Origin of the sequence: Streptococcus oralis (assembly GCF_023110055.1) — a bacterium.
GTDB classification, from domain to species: domain Bacteria; phylum Bacillota; class Bacilli; order Lactobacillales; family Streptococcaceae; genus Streptococcus; species Streptococcus oralis_BY.
Map to the genome: position 1 here is coordinate 607,925 of NZ_JALDVG010000001.1, position 21,837 is coordinate 629,761.

The window sequence follows — 21,837 nt, forward strand, 5'->3', positions numbered from 1 at the left end:
TTTTTGGGTTCTATTTTCTGAAAATTAAAAATCCCCAGTCATTGACCAGGGACTAAGAGGCATCTTCATGTGATGAGCTGGTTCACACAACTCATCAAGGTCCGCTCCTGCGTTATGACCTCCTTATGCTCAATAGTAGTCCAAAGACTACCTATCGACTCATCGCAGGTTTTATTCTACTATGCTTTGCTGACTTTGTCAAGGCTAATGCGGGGTAAATATAAAAAACTCTCAAATATCAAGAGTTTTCCTGTCTATATCATGCTAATTGCCGGGATTGAACCGGCGACCTCATCCTTACCATGGATGCGCTCTGCCAACTGAGCTAAATCAGCTTACCTAAAAAGTATACTATAGTTCTATGTTCTTGTCAAGTGCTCTCTTTTAATTTTATGGAATGAAAAAAGCTAGATTTAGCAAGAATCTAGCTTATAAACTTCTTATTTTGTTAGATCGATTCGCTGTCCCAGTTTACCAATCAAAATCGCTCCCACGATAAGTGATGCAAACTCTCCAATCCCTGTAGAAAACCAAGTGAAGAAGAATGGAGCTTCAGCAACGATATGAAGTTCTGCTGCAATGGTAATCATTGAAATAGAGAATAGGATTGAAAAGAAGAAATGATCTTTTCGAATCAAACCATTGAACAAATAGTCTTTCTTATACTTGCCAAAGAGCCATACACCTAGACTAAGGAAAACTAGGGTAGAACCTCCACCGACAAAGACATCTATTAGGCCAAAACTACCAAATAAATTAGCAATCATACATCCAATTGTCACACCGAAAATGTATTTAGGGTTGTAAAATGCCAAGAAATTCAGCATTTCTGAAATACGGAACTGATACACACCAAAACTAAGAACATTGATTGGTGGCGTAATAGTCAAAACTACATAGATCGCAGCAACGATAGCGATGTCTGCCATGTCACGAACAGTTAATTTTTTCATGTTTTCTCCTTTAGCGGTTTCCCGCGTAAAATATGCTTGGTGAAAGAAGCTAAGCACCAAGGGTTGATTGAATCAACCTTACCAGTATAGCACAATATATGACTTTATGCTATACTAAAATCATGAAAAAACTAATAAGAGCTTTCTTTGATAACGAGATTCTCTCCTACCTATTTTTCGGTGGTGCTACGACTTTGATTTCTATTGTATCACGTTTGGTTATTTACCATATCAGCCACCAGGAAATCCTCGCAACTGCCCTCGCAAATATTATCGGGATTCTCTTTGCCTTTCTCACAAATGATACAATCGTCTTTAAACAAGAGAGAAGGAATTGGCCAACCCGCCTGGCTAAGTTTTTCTTAGCTCGTCTTTCTACTCTTGGTCTTGACGTTCTTTTAACTTATATCTTTGTTACAACTTTCCCTGATATTATTGGCCAGTTTGTCGAATTTAATATAGATAGGGTTAATACGATTGAAACTATTCTAGCACAAATCTTGATCATCATTTTAAACTATATTTTCAGCAAAATCTATATTTTTAAAGGGAACAACTGACCACTTTGAGAGTTCAAGTTGCTTTTTGTCACAATTTAGGATATAATAAATTAGAAAATTAGGAAAGGAATTTATGAAAATGTTAAAGGATCTTAAAGAATTCTTGCTTCGTGGTAATGTCGTTGACCTCGCTGTCGGTGTGATCATTGCCTCTGCATTTGGTGCTATCGTTACTTCATTTGTTAACGATATCATCACTCCACTTCTATTGAACCCAGCTTTGGAAGCTGCGAAAGTACAAAACATCGCTGAGCTTGCATGGAATGGTGTTACATATGGTAAATTCTTGAGTGCTATTATCAACTTTCTCGTTGTAGGTACTGTGCTTTTCTTCGTTATTAAAGCTATGGAAAAAGCGCAAAACCTTCGTAAGAAAGAGGAAGTGGTTGAGGAAGCACCTGCTGCTCCAACTGAACTTGAAGTTCTTCAAGAAATCAAAGCTCTTCTTGAGAAAAAATAAAACAGATAAAGGATCTAGCCTAAAGCTAAATCCTTTTTTCTTTACTCTTTTGGTAACTTCCCAGCCTTTTCGAGCATTTTCTTAATCAAGTAAGGCATCTTCACATTTTCACGACCTTTTTTCTCAATGAGTTTTTTGACAAATTCTGGCATCTGAAGGTCGTCTGTCTCCTCCATAATATCCTTGGTAGTTGCTGAAGGCGCTAACTCATCAAAAGTTTCTTCTTCTGGGAGAAAAGCTTTAAATTCCTTGTTTTCGTTGGCTCGTACAGTAGCAACTAAAGCGTCAATTAAACGGCTATCCGTATTGGGCATAGGTGGACGATGGTAGGTGACATCTAATTCTTGACACAACTCATAACATTCCACATCATTATCGAACAAGACTTCAATGTGCTCACTGATAAAACTAATCGGGACAAAAATATAATGCTCTGGATGTTGCTTTTGTTCTCGTAAATATTCTAAGACATCTGGCTTGATCCAAGGGATTCCAATATCGCTTTCGCTCTGCCAAGTATTGGTATACTGGTCGGCTGTTAGGCCGAGTTGTTCAGCAATGAGCTTACTATTATCAAAAATCTGATCGATATAAGGATCTCCATAGTCCAAGGCAAAAATGGGAACACTGTGTGCTGAAAAGATTACCTTGAAAGGCTCTTCTCCCACATGGTTTCGTAAAATTTTTTCAATCTCATCTGTCCAGAAGTCCAGCAAAGGCTGTTGTTGATACCAGTCCTTAATTACTAAAAATCGGATCTGCTGACTTTCCAAAAACTTTTCATACCCCATCACCGAGTAAAAGGAATAATGAGGTTCCAAAATCAAACAAATACATTCTTCAATACCATCAGACTCCATCTGCTTGATCACATCAGGGATAAAGGGCCGAGAAAACTTATTGGCAAAGTAGATACCGTACTCCTCGCCTAAACGTTCCTTGACTAAATCAACCTCCTCACGTGTAATCCGCTGCAAGGGCGTCCCACCGATAAGGACATAGTTGTCATAGAGAGTCTGAATCTCGTGGTCTTGGGGTCTAACACCACGACGAATATTTGTAAAAAATTCTGCTACTCCTTCAAAACTAATCTCCTCTGGAGATCCAAAGGTCATCATTAATATAGCTTTTTTCATGTTATCATCCTTATGATATTATTTTCACTATCTATTCTATCATGAAAGAAAAAAATAGTAAACGCTTCCGACGTCTACTATTTCTTTTGTTCTTTTGTCTTTCTATCTCGCCTTATGATTAGGATGATAACGACAAGGAGTAAAATAACGATAATCAGGAGAAGAAAGGCAAGGATATAAATCCAATGCGTTGGTAGGCCTTGATCGAAATACCGCGTCCCTACTGCTTCCCCACTTTTATCCTGGGCTGCTTTTACTGGTGCATCCGTTATTTTAGCTAAGAGGATATGCCGTCCGTTGGTAATATTAAGGAAACAGGTGCTTAATAAAACAATCTTGTCCGTTGAGGTCAGCGAAACATCTCGCTTGTACTTGGCTTTACTTAGCAAATATTGATAGTAGGCCTGGTGTTCCTCATCGTTGGAACTCAAAGTTCGGTAAATCTCCGCGTCATAGGCATCTACTTCTAAAATTCCAAATATCTCAAGCCCTCGTTCACGGCCGTTATAATAGATAGAGCCATAACGATGCTTTTCAAAAAAATCTTGATCCGCAAATTTTTGAATCTCCCCAAACATAGCACCAGAAGCCATGGAGTGACCATAAATGATGGTGTTAAAGTCCGTAAAATTTGGGTTAAAACGATAGTCTAGGAATATAGAACCTGACACAGTATAATCGCCAAAGGCATTGCGGTCAAGGTATTTGACATTGTCCTGACTCTGTAAGAGAGGATAGTCTACCTTGGTCCCATCGAGGCTAATCCAACCACAAACATCCTTGTTGAGGTGTTGCAAGGTTTCAAAGCCCGTACTGCTGGCATCCTTTTCAATGGGATTATAATGATCGTAGTCGCTCGCAAGAGCTCTATCAGCTGTAAAAAGACAGAAAAAAGCTAGAAAGAGGGATAGAATGGCCTTTATGGCTTCGCGACTTGTACTTGTTTTCATATTTCCTTCTTTCTCCTTTCTAGCCTTGAAAATAAAAGAGCAAGAGAGGCTGTCCCTTTCTCTTTTATTGGTAGTTTAGTCAGTAATGGTATCTGCCCCTTCTTCCTTTGCTTCTCTTCTACGACGCAAGATCAAGTAGAGGATGATGAGCAAGAAGATCAATAGCAAGAGCAAGATAAACAAGATGATGTACCATATCCACAAAGGAATCGATGAGAGAAACCGTCCGAGCGACGAATCATCAAAGACACTATAAGGGAATGGTTTTGATTTTTTCGTATGGAAGGTGTTCTTTGGAACCGTATCCGTAATCTTGGCAACTACGATATGTCTCCCATTTGTTACGTCTAGGAAACAGGTACTGAGAAGGATGATATGGTCATTTGGCCCCAGTGTAATGTCTCGTTTGTGGATGGCAACCGAGAGTAAGTGATCGATATATTCTTGGCGCCGATCATCCCCATTAATACCTGGATCGTAGATGTTAAAGTCATAGGCGTCCACCTCGAGCATTTCAAAGATTTCAAGACCTTTTTCAACGCCATTATAGTAAATACTGCCGTAGCGATGCTGGTCAAAAAATTCCTTATCAGAAAACTTTGCTACATCTCCAAACATAACCCCATTTTCTACATGGTGTCCGTAGATGATGGTATTAAAGTCTTCGAACTTGGATTCATTTCGAGCCTCAAGGAAAATAGCCCCTGTAGCTGCAAATTCTCCCTTGGAATCCTTGTTCAGGTATTTTTCATTGTCTTTGGCTTGAACTAAGGGATAGTCGATATTGGTGCCATAGACATTGATCCAACCGAGAACCTCTGGATTGACTTGCTGTAGCTTGTGAAAGCCAGAAAAACTAGCAAGCTCATCCTTCTCACTGGTACTAACAGGTCTATAGGCCTCATACTCACTTGATGAAGCCTGAGAATAAACCTGATTGGCATCCCAGAGGGCGTAGAAACCAAAGAGAAAGACTAAGGCTGTCAAGAGGAGCAAGATATGATTCATCAATGCATCTACAGCAAGTACCAGACGCCTAGACAAACTCCTTTTTGGTTTCTCACGCTTGATTTTCATCGGTCAAACCACTTGCTTAAGCTTGTCTGCGTTTTTTAGACAAAACAACAAATCCAGCCAAACCAAGACCAATCATCAAGATGAAAGGAAGGTTATCAATCAAGAGACCAGTAGGGGTAACGTCTGGCAAGCTATTTGTGATAGTGTTATCGTTTGGTTTTTCACCAATAAGGATACTATCTTGAGTGAAATTTGTAGAAACTGTACCAGCTTGATTTTTTGATGCTCCGTTCTCCTTATATGCAGCTGAAGCTGTGTAACCTTGAGATCCAGTTTCAACCAATTTATAACGAGTACCAGCAGGAATTGTGTCAAACACTAAAGATTGATCGTGACGTAGTGTTATAGTCGTTTCTTGACCATAGACAAATGTTTTTGAGGTTTCACCGATTTTACCAGTGATTGATTGTGAAGTTTCTGTAGATGCTTTTGTGAAAGTAAGCTTGAAAGTGAAATCTTTTGATTTATCTGCAGTAGCACCTGATACAACTTTTTTAATTACTAAAGATTTAGCATTTGGGTCAACTTTTGAAACATTTGGTTTATTAGGGTTTGGTTCATTTGGATCTGTAATTTTACCAGCATTTTTACGATAAATGTTAGTGAAAAGATCATATTTGTAAGTAGTTCCACTTTCAGATGGTTTTACTTTACCATTCACACTTGGGGATACTTGTTTAAAATACACAGAAGAAATATATGTTCCTCCTGTAGTTTTGTTCTTAACAATAACGTGCATTTCATAGTTGCGATTATCATATGTCATAAAATCAATAGGTGAACCATTTTTTTGAATAACTTTCCAACCAACATTTTGTTTTTCAGCAACAGTATAGACATATTCACCAGCATGTGTATAGTTCACTTCTCTAAAAATATCGCCGGTATCTTTCTTAATGTTAGTTTGGCCAGTTGCTAAAACGTCTGTTCCAGAATAAGATACATTTTTATCTGTAATTTGACCATTAGAAGAATCAATTGTTTCATAGGGTGCACCATTTGATGATGTACCAGTTTTAGGGGTGAAAGTAAATGTAAAAGTTGCTTCAGGTGTTGTAATTCCTTCAGCAATGTTCAACACCTTATTAATAGAAACTTTTGCACTTGTTTCACCAGTTGCTTTGGCAGTCGCCACATCATTATCATCCGCAAATGTTGGCACTCCTCTAAAGACCGACAAGGCGGTTACAGCTGCAATACTTGCAGTAACTAATTTTTTCAAAAATGTTTTTTTCATGATTATTCCTTTTATTTTTTAATTTCTTTTTTCATAAATTGTCATCAAAAGCCCCGTCGCCTTAGGACTGTTACCACCTTGCCATGGGTATCCTGTATAGGAATGGTTCCAAAAGCACGACTATCTACAGCCGTTGTTCGATTGTCTCCGAGGACAAAGAGTTGTCCTGCTGGGACTTTCATTGGGAAGGTAGCCCCTTCCTTATAGAGCAGCGTTTCTTTGTAGATATCCTGCTCTTGTTGAGGAGAACCGTTGATGATGAGACCATTTTCGTTTATATCGATCGTACTTCCTTCGGTTGCAATGACACGCGCCACTCTTTCCTTGCCCTTATAACTATAGACGAGCAGATCACCAATCGAATAACGTTTATCCAACCTATAGTAGACAACCAAGTCGCCATCTTTTAAGGCTGGCTTCATGCCATCGTCATTGTATCTCAATAGTCCAAAGACAAAAAAGTAAAGGGTGGCCAGTACAAACCCAACCATCAGAAGCTTACTGACTAAGTAGAGGATATCTCCCCATACACTCGGCGGAGACTTATCCCGACTGACTTGTGTTACTGTTTTCTTATGTTTCTTTTTAAGTAGCATTATTTTCTCCTATGTACCACTAGATAGCCGAGTAGGATTGTAAAGAAGATACCTCCTAGAGGAAGGATTATTCCTAACACGAGTGTACTGCTGAGGAAGTCAACTCCGGTTTCAGGTACACTATTCTTATTATTCGTGACTGTCGCGGACTTATCCCCATCCAGTTTGCCTTCTTGATTCTCATAAGATACCTGATATCCACGAGAAGAGTTTGATTCCTCTTCAATAGTGTAGTGACTATTGAGTGGAAGTCCATCAATTTTTATGGTTTGATCTTTGTTTAGATCTATAGACGCTCGACCGTTCGTAAATTGCAAAGGAATTCTTTTATTATTCACCGTTGCATTATAGGTTCCATTCAATGGTCTATCCTGAGCATCCCTGATGTTAATGGTAATCTTGAAGGATTTTAATAGGTTGGCAAATACGCCTGTAACTTTTTTTGTGACTGATAAACTTGGAAGCTTGTGATTCGTAACAGTGCTGGTCTCGTCTTTATTCAGATCGCCCTCTTGATTCTCATACGTAACGTGGTAACCATTCGTTGATGCTGCTTCTTCTTCAACTTTGTAATGAGTTCCCCGAGGAAGATAGCTTAGGATACCTTTCCAACGTTTTCGTTTGTCAACACGAATCTTCGCTTCACCATTCACAACAGTTATCTCTCCGAAAGTTCCATTCAATGGCGTAGAATCAGGAGAGGTTAGTTTTACCTTAATCCAAAACTCCTTGTTCAAGTTATTTTCAGCTTCCAACACTTTCTTAATCGTCAGACTTGGCAATTGTTTATAGATTACCTTGAAGGATGGTTTAGTTTCTGTACCAACATTTTTTATTTCTTTGGTAAAGGCGGGGACGTCCGGTGCAATTAAATCGTATTGATATCCTTTGGCAACTTTTTCAAAGTTCCTCGTTTCATTAAAGATATTTGTTCTAACATTTACATTAGTCTTTCGATAGTCTTGATTATCAGGACCTCCGTTCTTGTTCTTTTGAACCAGTTTCAGTTCAACATTACTCGGTTGATCAGCTGTAATAACAGTTCTCGCACCCGTCACACCTTGCCATTCAACTTCCACTGGTACCGTTAATGGATCTGAAGGCTTAAATGTTGGGTTGTCAGAGTATTCTTTGGTCTTGGTTTGAGAGTTGCCTATTCCATAGGAATAGGTGACACTAGCACCTTTATTGGAGTAGAGTTTATTGACATCAGAACCCTCAGCATCACCAGCCTCTAGTTTTTTATCACCAGCAATGGCATCCAGGGCTTCTTGACTAGATGTAACAGTGAATTTGAGGGCGTACTTCACACCATCATCAAGAATGTAGTTAGGATTAAATTTTGCTGTTACTTCGACCAGACCATTTTCATTCTTCCTTGTTTCCAGCGTAACCTTATCTGATCCCAAGGTTTCCTCTTTATCGTTTTCGATTTTTACAACTCGAATATTTGAACTGTTATTGGGAAGAAGTTCAACATATTTGGACAAAACATCCTTGATCGTCACATGGTGAACACCTAGAGGAAGGATTTTCTTAGTGATTTCCTTAAATTGTTCCCTCAATTCCCTTTCATTGTTAGCGGATAATATTTCGTTTGGAATGGAAGAATTATAACTACCAATGTACTCTTTTAGTTTAGAAATACTATCTGTACTATTAGAGTAGCGGAATTTGATAGAATAAAATCCATCAATCTTGGGAGCAAGATAACCAGAAACTGTTTCAGTAAACGTGTTTAGATTGGTTTGATACCACGATGGAGCTATTTCTGTTACACCATCATTATTGCTCCAATTGTAGATCGTATAACCTCTAGTATCGTAGTACATGTTCGCAAAACCATCTGACAAAAGAATAACAACCTTTTTTGCACTTGATCTGGCTGACTGAAGTAATTCTGTTGCTGACTGAAGTCCTGCTCCAATATTTGTACCTGTACCTATTCCTCCTTCGTAACCAATCGAATCACCACTATTATCAACAGACATTCTAGAAACCATTCTTTTGGCTCCTTGAACATCATTGCTCCAGTTTAATACTGTCTTAGCATCATCATGAGAGGAAATGCCAGAAAAGTACCCCGCCCAAGCTGGCCATTGATAATAACTATTGTAACGTTGGTTATCTATTTTCCCAGCAAATCCAACAATTGATAAACGGTTGTTAGAGTTTGAAAGGATTGTATCTATCAAACCACGACGACCGTTTTCGCCTTGGAGTGTATTTTTCAGAGCTTGAAGCCGACTAATCAAAGCCCCATTAGAGGAGTTGACATCCTGATTCTGCATACTTCCTGAGAGGTCTGCTACTAAAACAACATCCAAGGGATCCGTTTGGGTTTCTGTTCCCAGTTTGGACGTGATATCCAATGACAACTCATATTTGTCATCCTGTCCTGATATCGGAGTAATTGTTTTATGAATGGTTGTCTGAGGTTCTGTAGTAGAATCTGCATTTAACAGACTTATCGGAGCACACAAAAAGAGAATAGCTAACATTGTAACTAAACGGCGCGCAATAATTTGAACTTTCTTAAAATCGAAGCGAATGTTCATTTTATTCTCCTTAACTAGAATGTACTAATATTGTTACTATATCAATCTAGGACATTTACAAGATAATTGTACAATAAAGTTCACGCAGTGTCAATTAATATGATTAATTTTATATTATGTTAATTAATAAAAGAGTATGATTCTTCTTTGTCTTTCAAACTATTCTATGGTAAAATGAAAAAAGAATAAAAAAATCTCATAAAATATCAATGCATATATTTTATTCTAGAATATCCAAAATTTCATTTGAAAGTCTATTGAATTTGAATTATTATATTTTTTCAAAATTCATGAAATTTCATAATCGTTTTTTCCTGAATAGTATGCTTTATTTTATGAGAAATAAAGGAGTTTTTATGAATTACCCGAACCTTTTAGAACGGTTTTTGACCTACGTTAAGGTCAATACGCGATCTGACGAACACTCTACTACTACTCCAAGTACGCAAAGTCAGGTAGATTTTGCGACCAACGTTCTTATTCCTGAAATGAAACGTGTTGGTTTGCAAAATGTCTACTACTTACCCAATGGTTTTGCTATCGGAACACTGCCTGCCAATGATCCAAGTTTGACCAGTAAGATCGGTTTCATCTCCCACATGGATACTGCTGATTTTAATGCTGAAGGCGTGAAGCCTCAAGTTATCGAAAACTATGATGGTGGAGTCATCGACTTAGGTACTTCTGGTTTTAAACTAGATCCTGCTGACTTCAAGAGTCTTGAAAAATATCATGGCCAAACGCTTATCACAACTGACGGCACAACCTTGCTGGGCGCTGATGACAAATCAGGTATTGCTGAAATTATGACTGCTATCGAATACTTGACTGCTCATCCTGAAATCAAACACTGTGAAATTCGTGTTGGTTTTGGACCTGACGAAGAAATCGGTGTCGGTGCTAATAAGTTTGATGCAGATGACTTTGATGTAGACTTTGCCTACACGGTTGATGGTGGACCACTAGGGGAACTGCAGTACGAGACTTTCTCAGCAGCAGCTGCTGAACTCCATTTCCAAGGGCGCAATGTCCATCCTGGTACTGCCAAAGGACAGATGGTCAATGCCCTTCAGCTGGCGATTGATTTTCATAATCAACTTCCTGAGAATGACCGACCAGAGCTGACAGATGGTTACCAAGGTTTCTATCATCTTATGGATGTATCAGGTAGTGTCGAGGAGGCGCGTGCAAGCTATATCATTCGAGACTTTGAAAAAGATGCCTTTGAAGCTCGTAAGGAAGCCATGCAGGACATTGCTGATAAGATGAATCAAGAACTTGGGGATGACCGCATTACACTCACTCTCACAGACCAGTACTACAATATGAAAGAAGTCATCAAGAAAGATATGACGCCCGTTACCATTGCCAAAGCCGTAATGGAAGATCTGGGAATCACGCCAATCATCGAACCGATTCGTGGTGGAACAGATGGTTCTAAGATTTCCTTTATGGGAATCCCAACTCCGAATATCTTTGCTGGTGGTGAAAACATGCACGGCCGTTTTGAATACGTCAGCCTTCAAACTATGGAGCGCGCAGTAGATACCGTCATTGGCATTGTATCTTATAAAGACTAAAAAAACGAGGTAGCTCAGCTACTTCGTCTTTCTTTTTATTCGTTTGGTTAAGCACTTGGCTCAGACTCACTTTGTGCTTGTTTTTCATTTGATTGAGAAGCAGTTGTTTCACTGCCTTTCTCAGACTTAGATTGGCTGTCAGTTTCACTTGCTTTTGAACGGAGTTCCTGGTTCAAGCTAATGATTTCTTTAGCTAGAGTGAGGAGACCTTCTTTATCACTACTTTTAGCTGCGAGTTGTTCAAATAGGGCATCAACACGTTCAAAGTCAGCATCAGATCCTTTGTTATCCTCTAAGTACTTGTGAAGAGAGAGCAAGACATTATAGAGTTTTTGGTAGATGATCACCGTTTGTGGATCTTGCTCCGCCTGTTTCTCTTCCCTCTGGATAGTTGCTGCGATGCGGTTCAAGAGTTCCTCAAGCTGTGTTTTGGCTTCATCAAAGTCTGCATTTTCTTTTTCTGCGGCTGCTTTGATATTGGCTGCTTCTTCAGCTAAGGATTGTTTGACACCGTCTTCTTTGACACGCGCTAGAAGTTGAACGACTTTTGATAGGAGAGCATCCACTTCTTCCTTCTTGACCTTGCTAACCCGCTCTTCTGGCATAAAATCACCGTAGAGTTCTTTTAGGAATTCATAGATGGCTGTCTTAGCAGTTTGACTGTCCACTTTTTCCGTATCCAGAATGGTTTTGCCTGCTTTTGTAGAAACTGGTTCGTCTTTGAGAGCTTCTTCCACCTCTAGTTTAGTTTGGTAGATGGTTGGGAATAACTTGTTTAAGTCGGTTGCTTTGAGGAAAGATTGCGACTGGTAAAGTTCCCAAGTCAGCTTGGCAACACGGTTTCGAAGTTCTTCTCTCAAACGACCATCAGATACATGTTCATAGAAATACTTGATGTACTCTACTGTTGTAACCCCTGTACGATCACGGAAATCTTGCAAGGCTTGCAGTTTCGCTTCAATCGCATCCAACTCTGTCTCATCTTGTGCTAACTTCGCATCCTGCAAATGTACCAAAAGATCTTTCTTAGGCAAGCCATAAGTATCTGTATCCAAGGTATTGATCTTATCTACAAGGGCATGGTATTTCTTGTCCAAAGGTGATGTTTCAACCGGTGCTACACTTTGATCAACATGGATATATTGCTTATCAAAGAGATCCAAGGCTGCTAAGTATCCAGCAGTTGAGTTAGTCGCCAGTTTTTTCATGTTTTCGGTAAATTGACCCAAAGCAAGTTCAACACGTCTCTGCATGATAGGCTGGTCTTTGTAGAGACTTCTGCTATCTGCTAACAGTTGATCAACTTTAGAAAGAACAGTTTGTTCATCAAATGCACCAGGCTGGTAGCTTGATTGTAAAGTAGGAATCTTGTTCTTTAAGGCTACTTCATAGCCCTTTGTCTGAACCTTAATGTAGTGATTGTGATCACCGTGAGGAATCACAAAGCTACCATTCTCAACTTGCAAACTATAAGGAGATACATTGTCACGTAAAGCAGTTGTAAAAAGTTCATTTAAGAAATCAAGTTCAGGGTCACCTGTCTGCAGCGGAATACGAACACGTTCCTTACGAACAGCATATGGGTGAATATGAGTAGGATCATAGGCTTGATCCGGATTTCCAAAGACAAAGAATCCATTTGAAATACGAATCGCTTCAAGCGGTACTCCGTAGGTCTGTGAGATATACTTGATTTTTTCTTCATCGCTAGCATCTCTTGAGAAACTTTCCACAGTCTTTGCAAGTGGTTGAACGTGCTCAGACTGATGATTTTCTTTCAAGTGATCTTGGGCAGCTTTGATTTGTGCTGCAGTCAAGTCCTTCTTAAAGAAATAATGAGCGTGATCTCCATGAGAAACTACAAACCCTTGCTCATCCTCACTGATGACACGGTCAGCTGCAAAACCATGATCATGGTCTTCACCGTGATGGTGGTCATGCTCCTCTCCATCATAGTCATGATCTTCATGGTTGGTATCCTGACTTCCATGGTCACCGTCTTGGTCATGAGGATGATCTGGTTGAGCTGGATGCTCTGCTGGTTTGCTTGGATTTTCCAAAGGTGTTGGCTTCCCACTGTCGCTATTTAAAGGAATCATACGCGCAATCTTTTCTTCCAAGGCAGAAAGTTTTGTATATGGGATGAAATGATAGTGATTTCCGTGTGGAATCGCTACGCCACTTGGTGTTCTGCTCGAAATCTTAGCAGGGTCAAAAATCAAGCCATCTGATTCAGCATAACGTTGACTACTTGGAAGAGCATAGAGTTGCTGCAATAGACTTTGAAGACTCTCAGCTTGATTACTTGGTGTTTCAGCCTGTTGACTTGGGTTGATAGTTTGACCAGTCGCGTTTGGACTAGGACGATAGTTAGTCACACTTGCTTGTTTTCTAGTTCCAGAGAGGTAGGCTTGGGCAGCTGCCAATTCGCTAGCAGACAAGGAGCTCTTTGGAATATAGTGGTAATGTCCACCATGAGGGACAATATAAGCATCACCAGTATCCTCTATAATATCAGACGGATTAAAGATGTAGCCATCATCGGTAGTATAGCGACCTTGAGATTGCGCAAGTGTCACTGCACTATTAGAAGTTGGTGCGTCGTGAGTATGGCCTTGTTTTTGGCGCTCAATTTCGTCCTTCGTACGAATATTATCAGCATGAGCCACATCTTTAAGGTAGACATAATACTTGCCATCCACCTTAATAATGTAGCCACCTTTGATTTCATTGACAATATCAGCATCTTTCAGTTGATAATTGGCATCTTTCATCAACAGTTCTTCGCTGAAAATCGCGTCAAAAGGAACTTTACCATTGTAATAATGGAAATGATCACCATGTGAAGTCACATAACCTTGATCGGTAATCTTCACAACAATTTGTTCAGCCTGAATGTCTTCTTTTTTGCTAACTTGATCTGGTGTCTGATTCTCTGTTTTTTGAGAGTCTTGCTTCCCATCAACGTAAGACACACGGTTATTATCTTTGTTTCCTTCTACCTGGTGTTGGTTCAATGCATAGATGCAAAGGCTTAGGGAAAGGACAAGAGCCGATCCTGCTGCAAGGTATTTCTTCTTCATTTTCATCATCTCCTCATTTTAATTCTTCTGCAAGAACATTCATGTTTTCTTCTAGATTTTCTAAGTAAGTTTTGTCATTTTCAGGATCTGCTTCTAAAGGATTGAGTGTCTTTAGGCTAACTCCTGTTGATTTGACCAAGGTCTCAGCGACTTTAGAAGAAGCATTGCTCTCAGTAAAGATGGTTTTAACCTTATAGGTCTTAACGAATTCCTGAATTTCTGTTAGTTGTCTCGGACTTGGTTCTTGTTCAGGGGAAATCCCTGCTATACCAAGTTGTTTCAAACCAAAGCGTTTAGCGAGATAAGAAAAGGCTGTGTGTTGTGTAACAAAGGTCTTTTGACTCGCTTTTTCAAAAATAGGCTGGTACTTCTTAGTCAATTCTTGGGCTTTAGCGATAAAGTTTTTAGCATTCTTTTGATACGTTTCCTTATTAGAACTATCAATCTCCGAAAGTTTGTCAGCGATAATCTGAGCTTCTTCACCTGCTTTTTCTGGATCTAACCAAGTGTGAGGGTCGTAGAGTGTTTTTTCATCGATGCCGTCACCAGCTTCTACATCTTCTAAGCCCGGTACACGCTCCAAGGTCATTCCTTCAGAAGCTTCTAAAACTTTAACTTTTGAGTTTTTCAAGTTAGGATCTAGGCTTCCAGCCCAAGATTCGAGCGTATGAGAATGGTAGACAAAGACATCTGCATCATAGATAGCAGCAATGTCATTTGCTGACGGTTCAAAGGAGTGAATCCCACTACTTGACTGAATCATCCGTACGTCATTCAAGTCACCTGATACCTCTTTGACCATGGCATAGATTGGGTAAAAACTTGTTACAATCTTCATCCCTTTTGCTTCTTGTTTTTCTTTTTGGCTACATGCTCCTAAGACAAGAACCAAGAGACCTACCACTAATAATAGAAATGTTCTTTTTTTCATCGTTACTCCTTAACTAGTATTTAACCATTTAATTAACTAGTAAATAGTTTATCTTTATTTACACTATATGTCAAGATATTTTACATATTTTCATGAAAAAAATGAGAACTAGAACTTACATTCTGTTCTCATTTTCGATTTTAACTTTTCTAGTTCTCCTATCCTGTTTTTAGGAGTTAGAAAATGTTGTTACAACTACTTACTCTCCCTTAACAAAGCCAATAATTTTTCAGCTTCTGCCATAATAGTATTGTTGTCCTGGGAGCCAAATAGCAGGTTATTTTTTAAGCCAGTGAGAGTTTCTTTGGCATTGGACTTGATAATGGGGTCTTGGATCTTTGCAAGTAAATCTTCAGCCTCTCTCAACTTCGCTTCAACCTTTTCAGTCTCAACCTGAGTTTCTTCTGGCTCCTCTGGTGATTCTTCTTCTGGCTCCTCAGTTGGTTTTGGAGACTCTGGTTTCTCACTCTGAGGTTTCTCTTCGCGCGGTTTTTCTTCCTCAGGTTTTTCTGTCCGAGGTTTCTCTACTGATGGTTTTTCCGTATGATTGTTATCAGCTTGACCATTTTGGTTTCTTTGAACATGGTCACTTGCATTTCCCCAACCACTATCTGAATGCGGACGTTCGTTTGGATGTTCGACATAGTACTTCACAGTCGCAAAGAGATCCTCTAAAGTATAGCCCTTAGGAGCCTCATAAAGACCTTCGTCAAACCACTCAAATTTGATGTTATGGTAATGGTCATAATGAGGTATAATCAAGCTTCCGTTTTTGACTTCCACAGTATGTTGGAGATTGTAAGGCATACGATCAAGCGGTACCTTCTTAGCTGCTTTCACGCGCTTGTAGATAGCTTCTGCTCCCTTAGCCTCAGTATTTCCTGAATTCTGATGGTCTGTCGAAGGAGGCGTTAAACCTTTCTCTTTAGCATAAGCCTGGGCTGCCGCTCTTTCAGCTTCAGACAAACTATCTTTCTTAATCCAATGACTATGGGTCATATGTGGAGTTACATAGGCATCCCCCTCATCACTTGTGATATCACGTGGATCAAAGATATAACCGTCTTCTGTTGTATACTTACCTGCCAACTTGGCTACTTGAATCTCATCATCTGTGTAAGCTATTTGCGCATTCGGTTTTCCTAAACGTTCTGGATGACGAATCGGTGCTAGGAAGGCGAGGATATCATCCACCAACTTGATTTTATCACTTGAGGCATCATTGAGACGTTCCAACAGTTTATCCAAAGCGTCAAAATCAGCTTGGCGCCCTTTATTATCAAGTAAGTCTTGATGAACTCTTGCTAGTAAATCATAAGCCTTATTGTAAAATCCTCGATCACCAGATGGGAGGTTGGTTTTCTTAGCTCCGAGCTTATGAGCTAAACTTTCTTGCTTGGCTAGCTTACTATCAATGGCTGCAGTAGTTTCAGCTGATAATTCCTTGGCAGGAATATAACGAGATGTTCCATTTTCCTCAAATACATAACCATCATCTACTTTTCGAATTGCCTGTTTGACCAATTTTTCGTCAATTGGATTGCTTGGAGATGGTTGAGGATTTGGTGCAGGTTGCGGGCTTGGACTAGGTTCCGGAGTCGGTTGTGGACTTGGTTGTTCTGGTCTTGAATCCGGCACCCTATGGTTCGAACTGTACTGTAGAGGAATAATACGAGCGATTCGTTCTTCCAATTCAGACATTTGTGAATAAGGAATGAAATGGTAATGGTTCCCATGAGGCACAGCAACTCCTCTAGCTGTTCGACTTGTAATCTGTGCTGGGTCGAAGACAAGGCCATCAGATTCTACGTGTCGTTGGCTGAGTGGCAAGGCATAAAGTTGTTTCAGAAGGCCATCAATACCCTCATCATTTTGACTTGCTTGGCTATCGTCGCTACCGTTGTTAGATGTGTTCGTATTCGTATAGCCACTGCCTTGGTTATTATAGGATGGGGTCCATCTATCTACATCGCTGCTAGCACTGTTGTTATTGGTACGGCGATAAGTAGGCGTGTTTGATTGGCCACTTCTACCAGATAGAAAGGCTTCTGCTGCAGCCAATTCGCTGGCTGATAACTCACTCTTAGGAATGTAATGGTAATGGTTGCCATGAGGAACGATATAAGCATCACCAGTATCTTCAATGATATCGGATGCATTAAAGATGTAACCATCATCTGTGGTGTAGCGTCCCTGTGAACGTGCCAAGGCTACCGCACCATCGTTTGCTGAAGTCCCTCTTTCACGATGCTGACTATGTTCTTGTTTTTGCCGATTGATTTCTTCTTTCGTACGGACATTATCCGCATGGGATGCGTCCTTAAGGTAAACATAGTATTTTCCATCTACCTTGATCACATAACCGCCCTTGATTTCACTGACAATATCCTCGTCCTTGAGCTGGTAGTTTGGATCATTCATCAGCAACTCTTCACTGATGATAGCGTCATAAGGGACCTTGCCATTATAGTAATGATAGTGGTCGCCGTGCGAAGTAACATATCCTTGGTCTGTTATCTTGATGACGATTTGCTCCGCATTGATGCCTTCTTTCTTGCTAACCTCATCAGGAGTCAGATTCTCCGTTTTTTGCGCCGCTTGTTTTCCATCTATATAGGAAACACGATTATTTTCTTTGACTGTTCTAGCTTGATACAGTCCCAACTCGTAAGAGCAAACACTTAAAATTAAAGCTGCCGCAGAACCAGCAAGGTATTTTTTATTAATTTTCATTGAAACTCACTTTCTTTTTGATATTTTTAGTTACAATTCATTTCTAAATTGCAGAAACTCCTCTCTATTACTTAACTGGTTAATAGTTTACTCCTAAATTTGCAACTTGTCAAGAATTTTATGAACTGGTTAAGTATTTTTTTGTTCTGACCACAACTTTCTCAAGATTGGGCTTTATATAAGAAAAATTAGCTTGAAAATTCTTTAAAAAAATCCCTGCAACTCGGTTGCAAGGACTTTTCGATTAATCAAAATTAACGTATTCTTTTTGAAGTTCAAGAACTTCTTCCATTGTTGAGCATTCTGTAAGGGCACGGTTTGCGTACTCTTCCATCTTAGCTGTATCGAGTTTCTTCATCAAGCTACGCGTACGAAGTACTGATGTTGCTGACATAGAGAACTCATCCAAGCCCATTCCGACAAGAAGTGGAACAGCCTGTTGGTCACCAGCCATCTCACCACACATACCAGCCCATTTACCTTCAGCATGAGCTGCTTTGATAACGTTGTTAATCAAACGGAGGATTGATGGGTTGTATGGTTGGTAAAGGTATGAAACTTGTTCGTTCATGCGGTCTGCTGCCATTGTGTATTGGATCAAGTCGTTTGTACCAATTGAGAAGAAGTCAACTTCTTTAGCAAATTGGTCTGCAAGCATTGCTGCTGCTGGGATTTCGATCATGATACCAACTTGGATATTATCCGCAACTGCAACACCTTCGGCAAGAAGATTTGCTTTTTCTTCGTCAAAGACTGCTTTCGCTGCACGGAATTCTTTCAAGAGCGCAACCATTGGGAACATGATACGCAATTGACCGTGAACAGACGCACGAAGAAGGGCACGGATTTGTGTGCGGAACATAGCATCTCCAGTCTCAGAGATAGAGATACGAAGGGCACGGAATCCAAGGAATGGGTTCATTTCATGAGGCATATCGAAGTAAGGAAGTTCCTTATCTCCACCGATATCCATTGTACGAACGACAACAGGTTTACCGTTCATTCCTTCAAGTACAGCCTTGTAAGCTTCGTACTGCTCATCTTCTGTTGGGAAGTCTTGAGAATCCATATACAAGAACTCTGTACGGTATAGACCAACAGCTTCTGCACCGTTGTCATTGACACCTTCAACGTCTTTTGGAGTACCGATGTTGGCAGCCAATTCAAAGTGTTTACCATCAGCAGTTACTGTTTTAGCATCTTTCAAAAGAGCCCATTCAGCTTTTTGTTTCGCATAAGCTTCACCAGCAGCCTTGAATTCTGCTGCTTGCTCATCAGTTGGGTTGATAATAACCTCACCAGTGATACCGTTAACAGCAAGAATGTCACCCTCTTTAACGATTTCAGTGATGTTGTTTGTACCTAATACTGCTGCAATTTCAAGTGTACGCGCCATGATAGCTGAGTGGCTTGTACGTCCACCAATGTTGGTTACAAAAGCTTTTACAAAGTTTTTATCCAATTGAGCTGTATCTGAAGGAGTCAAGTCATGCGCAATCACAATCACTTCTTCATTGATAGAAGCTGGGTTTGGCAATTTTTTACCAAGGAGATTTGCCAATACACGTTTTGTAACGTCGCGGATATCCGCTGCGCGTTCTTGCATGTATGGGTTGTCTTCCATGCCTTCAAAGATAGTGATAAACATGTCTGTTACTTCTTTCAGACCTGCTTCTGCATTCACTTTCTTCGCACGGATTGTTTCCTTGATTTGGCTGATCATTTCTGGGTCAGCAAGAACCATTAAGTGAGCGTCAAAAACTTGAGCTGCTTCTTCACCGAGCGTACCTACTGCTTTCTCGCGAATAACAGAAAGCTCGTCTTGTGATGCCTGTAGAGCGGCATCAAGGCGAGCTTCTTCTGCGTTTGTATCTTCGACTGTAACAGTCTCAAATGACAAATCCGGTTGAACGAGTAGATATGCTTTTGCAACTGCAACACCGTCAGATGCTGCGATTCCTTTAAGCATTTCTGTCATTTTCCTTATGCCAATCCTTCTTTTTCCATAGTTTCAGTGATTGCAGCGATTGCATCGTCAGCATCTGCACCTTCAGCTGAAATTGTAACGTCAGCACCTTGGCCAACACCAAGACTCATAACACCCATGATTGATTTAAGGTTTACTGATTTACCTTTGTACTCAAGAGTGATATCTGAAGCAAATTTGCTAGCTGTTTGAACCAACAATGTTGCTGGACGTGCATGAATACCTGTTTCTGCCACTACGTGGAAATCTTTAGAAGCCATAGTTTGACTCTCCTTTAATTGTTTCTTATTTGGATTATATGTGATAACCCTTACAAGACTGTATTATATCACCTTCTAGATAATTTTTCAAGTATTTTATGGACTTTTACTGAAAATGAAATTGCTTCTTTTTCTATCATACAGGTACTATGGGAAATTTAGGCACTAATTATTAAAAGAATATTACCTTCAAAATTCCAATTTTCAAAGCTATTTTCCCTTAATACCAATCAGAGGACAATCCTAGTAAATAATGAAATAATACTATTTAACTATAATTAATATAACTCAGTAAATCTATTATTTGAAAAGACTTCATCAAATACTAAATACTGAAATTCTAAAACCTACTCTTACCATCAACAGTAGAGAATTTATCCAATTTGCTACTTAAAGTAAAATAAGTTTGTAGCCCCTAACAGTAAAAAGGTAGATATATCTAAGTGGTATAAGTAGAACTAAAACTTTGATTGATTCCATTCAAATAAAGTATCCAACCAATCAAAAACGACATTATGGGCGAGTCTTAGATTATTGACTTGGCAATGAGCGTCCGCACCACTTTCCGCCTCAAATACTTGAAGTTTAGTTTGTTGATTTTTAGATTTAAGTGCTTCATAAATTACCTTAGTTTGATGCTGCAGTTCAGCACCCTCACCCTTTCCCATAATAAACAGGCATGGGCATTGAATTTTTTGATAATCCACAATCTTTGCATGGTTAAATACATCATCAATAGCACTCTTAAAATCAGAAGTACCAAACTGCCATGCATACTTTTTAAGATTTAAATTTGCTGATTCATTCAAATTTCCAGCTAATTTTAAAATGGCATTTATTAACCAACTAGGTGCTTTCAAACTTGATCCAAATTCTTTTCTGAAAAGTTCTGCAACGTCGTAAATAGGGGTACTAGCAATCCAAGCATGAATTCTTGGATCCTTTTCGACAGCTTGTGCGGTAAAATATCCCCCTCCGCTGACACCATAAATAGCTAAATAATTTAGTTTAGGATTTCTATTTTCCAACCAGTCTATGCATAATGAAATTGGAATAGAAGCATCCACATCAAAGACCAGCCCTCTACTAGGATTGCTCCCTTGACCAGGAAGGTCAACCATTAAAACATTATAATTTCGTATCCAGCCAGGATATCCTGCAAAGTAAAATAAATCTTCGCGATAAGTATCACCTCCACCAATCATGATTAGCGTTGGACAATTATCGCCGCTATGAAGATAATACCCAGGCAAGTAAGAACCCTGATAGGGAATAGTTAGTTTTTCAATCGGTACACCTAGTGAATGAATTGCACTAGAAAACACCTTCTCCATTTGACGAACGGTCGGTAAATACTCGTCAGAAAATGGATCGGTAAACTGAATTGCCGAGCGAAGTGAGTAGGTCTGTGCAAGATAATACTGCGCCTTTGTTTGTTCACTCAATCCTGAATTACTTGCTTCTTGTTCAAGGTAGTTTACATGCGATAAAAATACATTTTTCCAGTCATCAGGCTTTGGTGAGTTCCCCAATCTTTGAGCAAGATAATAAAGCTCTCCATGAGAGAAACCAAAAATTTCACCGATTCCTAACAACCAATTAAAGAAAAAATCCGTATCACCATTCTTAAAAAATATTTGAGTTGATTGCCGTTTTAAAATAACATCATTTTCTTTCACCACGCGCCTCCTAATTCTGTGTTCTTTCATTTATTTAATCTAATTATAATCTGATAA

Annotated in this window: 16 protein-coding genes, 1 tRNA gene and 1 riboswitch; of the genes, 3 read left to right on the forward strand and 14 right to left on the reverse strand. The window is 39.5% G+C overall.

Annotated elements, in window-relative coordinates; all coding sequences use genetic code 11:
- Positions 1-262 precede the first annotated feature (262 nt).
- Positions 263-335 (reverse strand) — tRNA-Thr (locus tag M1G01_RS02915).
- 105 nt (positions 336-440) lie between these two features.
- Positions 441-953 (reverse strand): QueT transporter family protein, encoded by a 513-nt coding sequence (locus M1G01_RS02920; protein ID WP_125389274.1) that lies wholly within the window; start codon positions 951-953, stop codon positions 441-443.
- Positions 951-1,047: riboswitch (PreQ1 riboswitch) on the reverse strand. It overlaps the preceding gene by 3 nt.
- A gap of 28 nt (positions 1,048-1,075) precedes the next feature.
- Between M1G01_RS02920 and M1G01_RS02925 the strand changes: the two genes are divergently transcribed.
- Both M1G01_RS02925 and mscL read left to right on the forward strand, forming a co-directional pair.
- Positions 1,076-1,513, forward strand: a complete 438-nt coding sequence (locus M1G01_RS02925; RefSeq protein ID WP_125398061.1) for a GtrA family protein — start codon at positions 1,076-1,078, stop codon at positions 1,511-1,513.
- Between the two features lie 79 nt (positions 1,514-1,592).
- Positions 1,593-1,973, forward strand: coding sequence for a large conductance mechanosensitive channel protein MscL (mscL, locus tag M1G01_RS02930; RefSeq protein WP_000910206.1), 381 nt, complete (start codon positions 1,593-1,595; stop codon positions 1,971-1,973).
- Positions 1,974-2,014: 41 nt separating this feature from the next.
- Here mscL and hemH read toward each other — a convergent pair whose 3' ends face one another.
- From hemH to pitA, 6 genes are all read right to left on the reverse strand, one after another.
- A complete protein-coding gene (gene hemH / locus M1G01_RS02935; RefSeq protein ID WP_247931136.1) occupies positions 2,015-3,109 on the reverse strand; it encodes a ferrochelatase in 1,095 nt (364 codons plus the stop codon).
- A 77-nt stretch (positions 3,110-3,186) separates the two neighbouring features.
- Complete coding sequence (gene srtG2 / locus M1G01_RS02940; protein ID WP_084921891.1) at positions 3,187-4,059, reverse strand: PI-2 pilus system class B sortase SrtG2; 873 nt, start codon at positions 4,057-4,059, stop codon at positions 3,187-3,189.
- A gap of 75 nt (positions 4,060-4,134) precedes the next feature.
- Complete coding sequence (srtG1, locus tag M1G01_RS02945) at positions 4,135-5,136, reverse strand: PI-2 pilus system class B sortase SrtG1 (RefSeq protein WP_000695090.1); 1,002 nt, start codon at positions 5,134-5,136, stop codon at positions 4,135-4,137.
- A 16-nt stretch (positions 5,137-5,152) separates the two neighbouring features.
- Positions 5,153-6,373, reverse strand: a complete 1,221-nt coding sequence (locus tag M1G01_RS02950) for a DUF7601 domain-containing protein (protein ID WP_000750686.1) — start codon at positions 6,371-6,373, stop codon at positions 5,153-5,155.
- A gap of 44 nt (positions 6,374-6,417) precedes the next feature.
- Positions 6,418-6,969: a PI-2 pilus system signal peptidase SipA gene (gene sipA, locus M1G01_RS02955; RefSeq protein ID WP_000924791.1), complete on the reverse strand. Its 552-nt coding sequence runs from the start codon at positions 6,967-6,969 to the stop codon at positions 6,418-6,420.
- Complete coding sequence (pitA, locus tag M1G01_RS02960) at positions 6,969-9,527, reverse strand: vWA domain-containing protein (protein ID WP_247931137.1); 2,559 nt, start codon at positions 9,525-9,527, stop codon at positions 6,969-6,971. Before pitA ends, sipA begins: the two co-directional genes overlap by 1 nt.
- A 356-nt stretch (positions 9,528-9,883) precedes the next feature.
- Here pitA and pepT point away from each other — a divergent pair, with 356 nt between their 5' ends.
- Positions 9,884-11,107, forward strand: coding sequence for a peptidase T (gene pepT / locus M1G01_RS02965; RefSeq protein WP_247931138.1), 1,224 nt, complete (start codon positions 9,884-9,886; stop codon positions 11,105-11,107).
- A gap of 47 nt (positions 11,108-11,154) precedes the next feature.
- Here the strand turns inward: pepT and M1G01_RS02970 are convergent, their stop codons facing one another.
- The 6 genes from M1G01_RS02970 to M1G01_RS02995 form a co-directional block, all read right to left on the reverse strand.
- The gene (locus tag M1G01_RS02970) at positions 11,155-14,190 is read right to left on the reverse strand and encodes a pneumococcal-type histidine triad protein (RefSeq protein WP_282184856.1); all 3,036 of its coding nucleotides are present in this window, start codon (positions 14,188-14,190) and stop codon (positions 11,155-11,157) included.
- A gap of 13 nt (positions 14,191-14,203) precedes the next feature.
- Positions 14,204-15,121, reverse strand: a complete 918-nt coding sequence (locus M1G01_RS02975; RefSeq protein ID WP_000747426.1) for a metal ABC transporter solute-binding protein, Zn/Mn family — start codon at positions 15,119-15,121, stop codon at positions 14,204-14,206.
- A 195-nt stretch (positions 15,122-15,316) separates the two neighbouring features.
- Entirely contained in the window at positions 15,317-17,854 is a 2,538-nt protein-coding gene (locus M1G01_RS02980; protein WP_247931140.1) for a pneumococcal-type histidine triad protein, read from the reverse strand.
- Between the two features lie 244 nt (positions 17,855-18,098).
- Positions 18,099-19,832, reverse strand: a complete 1,734-nt coding sequence (ptsP, locus tag M1G01_RS02985; protein ID WP_049489689.1) for a phosphoenolpyruvate--protein phosphotransferase — start codon at positions 19,830-19,832, stop codon at positions 18,099-18,101.
- A gap of 5 nt (positions 19,833-19,837) precedes the next feature.
- Positions 19,838-20,101 carry a phosphocarrier protein HPr gene (locus M1G01_RS02990; RefSeq protein WP_000146948.1) on the reverse strand — a complete coding sequence of 88 codons (264 nt, stop codon included), beginning with the start codon at positions 20,099-20,101 and terminating at the stop codon, positions 19,838-19,840.
- A 458-nt stretch (positions 20,102-20,559) separates the two neighbouring features.
- Positions 20,560-21,780, reverse strand: coding sequence for an alpha/beta hydrolase family protein (locus M1G01_RS02995; protein ID WP_000661897.1), 1,221 nt, complete (start codon positions 21,778-21,780; stop codon positions 20,560-20,562).
- Positions 21,781-21,837 lie beyond the last annotated feature (57 nt).